The organism is Streptococcus sp. XMC, from assembly GCF_021341835.1.
Taxonomy (GTDB): domain Bacteria; phylum Bacillota; class Bacilli; order Lactobacillales; family Streptococcaceae; genus Streptococcus.
Window position 1 is genome coordinate 1 of the sequence record NZ_JAJTNQ010000010.1, and the last position, 4,097, is coordinate 4,097.

Genomic DNA, 4,097 nt, shown 5'->3' on the forward strand with positions numbered 1-4,097 from the left:
TCGGAACTTTGAAAACTTCAAAAAACGGATTTTCATCGCTCTGAACATCAAAAAAGAAAGTACGAAATTTGTCCTTTCTCGATCATAGCTTTTCTTCAACCCACTACAGTTGACAAAGAGCCCAACTTTAAAACTAGAATTCTCATTGCTCTAAATATCAAAAAGGAGAGAACCAATTTGGTCCTCTCCAGGTTATAACTTTTCATCAACCCAATACAGTTGACAATGAGCCGGAATTAAGAATTCAATTTCTTATTTATTAAGAATGGCTTAGTCTTTCTTACGAAGGACAAAAGCTGCTAGGCTTGCAAAGGCAAGACCGATGATTGAAAGAAGACTAGATACTGCTGAACCTGTGTTTGGTAGAGTATTCTTATCTTGGTTTGGAGCAGGTTTAGCTGCAGGACCTTCAGGTTTAGTTCCTAGATCTACTGGTTTAGTTCCTGGATTTACTGGTTTATTACTGTCGTCTGCAACTACTTTCTTAGTTCCTACTTCAACGATCTCATCAACTGGTGCTGTTGTAATTTCACTTGATTTCACTACGCGACCTGTTTCAACGCCGTCTGTGTAAGTCACTGTCTCAACAATAGTGCGAACCCCCTTCTTACCAACAGCTTTCACTTCACGAGTTCCTTCAGGAAGGTCTGGATTCGCTACTTCCTTAGTTTGGAAGGCAACTTCTTCAGTTCTAGTTTCTTCCTTAGTTGTAACAACTGGAAGTTCCTTAGCACCTACTTCGATGACTTCATCAACTGGTGCTGTTGTAATCACGTTAGATTTCACGACACGACCTGTTTCAACGCCATCTGTGTAAGTTACTGTTTCAACAATGGTGCGAACACCTTTTTGTCCAGCTACCTTAACTTGACGAACACCTTCCGCTAGGTCTGGGTTCGCTACTTCCTTAGTTTGGAAGGCAACTTCTTCAGTTCTAGTTTCGTCTTTAGTTGTGATGACTGGATTTTTCTTAGTTCCTACTTCAATGACTTCTTCAACTGGTGCTGTTGTGATATCGTCTGATTTCACAACGCGACTTGTTTCAACGCCATCTGTGTAAGTTACTGTTTCAACAATGGTACGTACACCCTTTTGTCCAGCTGTTTTCACACGGCGAACACCTTCAGCTAACATTGCATTTTCAACTTCACGTGATGTAAAGGCAACTTCTTCTGTACGAGTTACTTCCTTAGTTGTGATAACAGCTTTGCTACCAGTATAAGTTACTTTGTTCTTAGGTGCTTTTTTGGTTTTACGTGAAACCTCTTTACGAGCTGTTTCTTTACCATCAACTTTAGTTACTTCATATGTAACTTCATCGATACCTTCTTCACCTTCCTCAACACGAGTTTTACCCTTGTCAAGTGCTGGATCTACCTTAGTTTCTTCTTTGAATGGAACTTTTTCTTCAACAGTTACATTCTCTTTGGTTTCTACTGCGGATTTCTTAGTACCAACCTCGATGATTTCTTCAACCGGCTGTTTAGTGACATTTTCGCTCTTCTTGGTACGAGCTGTTTCTTTGCCATCTGTCAAAGTGATATCCCAAACAACAGTCTTTTCACCATTAACACCTGCCTGCTTAACATTGCGAGTCCCTTCTGGAAGGGCTGCATTGTACTCAGTGCGAGATGGGTAAGGAACTGGTTCCTTAGTTGTGATTTCTTGATGCTCAACTTTTGGTGTTGTTGGTTCTTCAGTTTTACCATTCAAAGCCGCTTCTACTTTAGCTTTCAAAGTATGATAGCGTTCTTCAAGAGGTGCAAAGAATTTTTTTGCATCTTCGCTCTTCATTGCTTTTTTGGCAATACCATAATATTTTACAACATCATCTAACTCTTCTTGTACAAGTTCACGAGTTTCTTCATCTGAAGGATTCTTTTTAAAATCATTAAAATCCTCTTCAAGGTCGTTCAATTTATCTCTGAACTTAAAAGCGATACTTTTTTCCTGCGCATCACCGATTTCTTCATCTTCGCCTGGTTCTTCTGCATGTACAGTCTTAATTTCATATAGATCAGGAGCTACATGATAAGTCGCAACTCCAAGAGCATTTAAAGCGAGTATTGAAATTCCTAATTTTAATAACTTTTTTCTACTCATTATTCTTCCCTTGACTCTATTCATTAAACAGTAATGAGAAGAGTAGATTCTTCTACTCTCCTCTTTACCGTCTTTTAACGCTCCACTTTGCGTCCCCAAACAAGAAGTCCAGCAAGGCCTAGAGCTAGGGCTGCAAGTACTCCAAAGATTGAAGATGCTTCAGAACCTGTATTTGGCAATGTTTTCTTAGGTTCTGCCGGAGGAATGTTTCCTCCTGGTGGTGGTGTTTGTGGTTTTTCTGGTGTTTGTGGTGTTGGTGGGAACACTACAACAGTATTAGTAGTACCTGGCTTGTTGTTGAAGCTTACTTTAGCAGTATTTGGTACACCTTTAGTAGCATATTTAGAGAAGTCAGTTCCTTCTTTGAAGTTAGTGTAAAGAACGAGACTTACTTTACTTCCCTTCAAGGCTTCAAGAACGTCCTTGTCACTGATTTCAACAGTCACAAGGTTTGTAGTTTCATCGTAAGTAACTTTGGCAATTGCTTCCAAATCTTTACCTACCAATTCACCACGGTCATTTGAAACTTTAGAAACTTTTTCAATTGCTGATTTAAGCTTAGCTTGAGCTTCTTTCAGTTTCTTGATTTCGTTTTCAAGTTTCTCTTGTTCTTGTTTCTTATCAGCTGGTGACAATTCAGCTTCTTTCTTAGCTGCTGCTTGAAGGCTTGCAAGTTCTGCTTCAGCTGCTTGGAGTTCAGCTTCCAAGTTAGCAAGTTCTGGACTTGGTTGGCTTGGTGCTGCTTCTGTTGTAGCAGGTGCTTCTGTTGTTGCTGGCGCTTCAGTTGTTGCGCCTTCTGATGTTACAGGAGCTTCAGTCGTTGCTGGTGCTTCTGTTGTTGCAGGAGCCTCAGTTGTTACTGTTGCTTTGGCTGCTTCTACCTTAGCTTTCAAGTCAGCAACTTTAGCTTCAGCCGCTTTCACTTTCTCATCAGCTGACTTGTCTTCAGACTTAGCCATCAAGGCTTTAAGCTCAGCTTCAACTTGGTCAAGTTGAGCTTGAAGAGCTGCTTGAAGTTTGTCAAACTGTGCGTTTTCAACTTTAAGAGCAATACGGTCACGTTGCACTTTGAGGACTTGGTCGATTTCATCACTGATAGTGAAGTTAGTCAATTCAGTCTTCTTGATGCGTCCATACTCATCTTTCAATGCGTTACCATTTTCATCCGTTGGATCTGCAGGAACGAGAGTTGAAATGTCGAAGCGGAATGTATCAGTTGCGTTTGGCAAGCGGTACTCTTTACCAGGTTTAGATCCGTCTTCTGGTCCAACAGTCTTAACTGGTTTACCTGGTTCTGGATCTGTTGGTTTTTCTGGTTCACGAGGTTTAACCGTTACTGGTTTAGTTTCCTTGCTACCAGATTGACCGTTAGCATCCTTGAAGTTTACAGTTGCTTTGTTAGGTACCAATTGGTTAGCGTAAGCGCTCAAGTCGCTGTTAGCTTTAAGCTTAGCTGGGATGTACAATTGGATTTCTTTGAATCCTTTAAGTCGAGCGAAATCTTTCACTGTTACAGTTACTGTATTTCCTTCAACTTTAGTTTCAAGAACTCCAGTTGCATCAAGACCATCTACATAAGCTACTGGTGTATCTGTGATTGCCAACACAGATTCAAGAGTATCTGTTACTGTAAACTCTTTGTACTTATCAATATCTTTTGGTAAAGCAGTATTAACGTTGTACATGTAAGGTGCTTCGTAGTCTACATCCAAGTGGTCCAAAGTACGGTTGATCTTCTTAGAAATTTCTGGTTCTGGTTCTTTTGGAACTACAACTGGAACTTCATTAGAATCTTTGTGAACACCTGGTTTGTGTGGGAAGCCTGCGTCATAGCCAGCAGTATTTGGTACAGTGAATCCACGATCAGTTAGATATGGAGTCAAGTCTGCACCTTCTTTGATCTTAGCGTCGAATGTTAATTCAACTGCTTGACCAGCACTTGCTTTAACTTGTGCTTCTGTAAGGGTCAAGGTAATAGTTTGACCTTCTACCTT

2 protein-coding genes are annotated in these 4,097 nt (G+C 40.5%); both read right to left on the minus strand.

Annotated features, from left to right (window positions below; all coding sequences use genetic code 11):
- Positions 1-270 precede the first annotated feature (270 nt).
- Entirely contained in the window at positions 271-2,103 is a 1,833-nt protein-coding gene (locus LXO72_RS09985) for a G5 domain-containing protein (RefSeq protein ID WP_233332557.1), read from the minus strand.
- A 74-nt stretch (positions 2,104-2,177) separates the two neighbouring features.
- Positions 2,178-4,097 (minus strand): isopeptide-forming domain-containing fimbrial protein (locus tag LXO72_RS09990; protein WP_233332566.1); only part of this gene is annotated, 1,920 nt, incomplete at its 5' end.

Bases quoted from the DNA above. Each gene is read 5' to 3' on its own strand.
- LXO72_RS09985 (WP_233332557.1), bottom strand. From the start codon at position 2,103: ATGAGTAGAAAAAAGTTATTAAAATTAGGAATTTCAATACTCGCTTTA.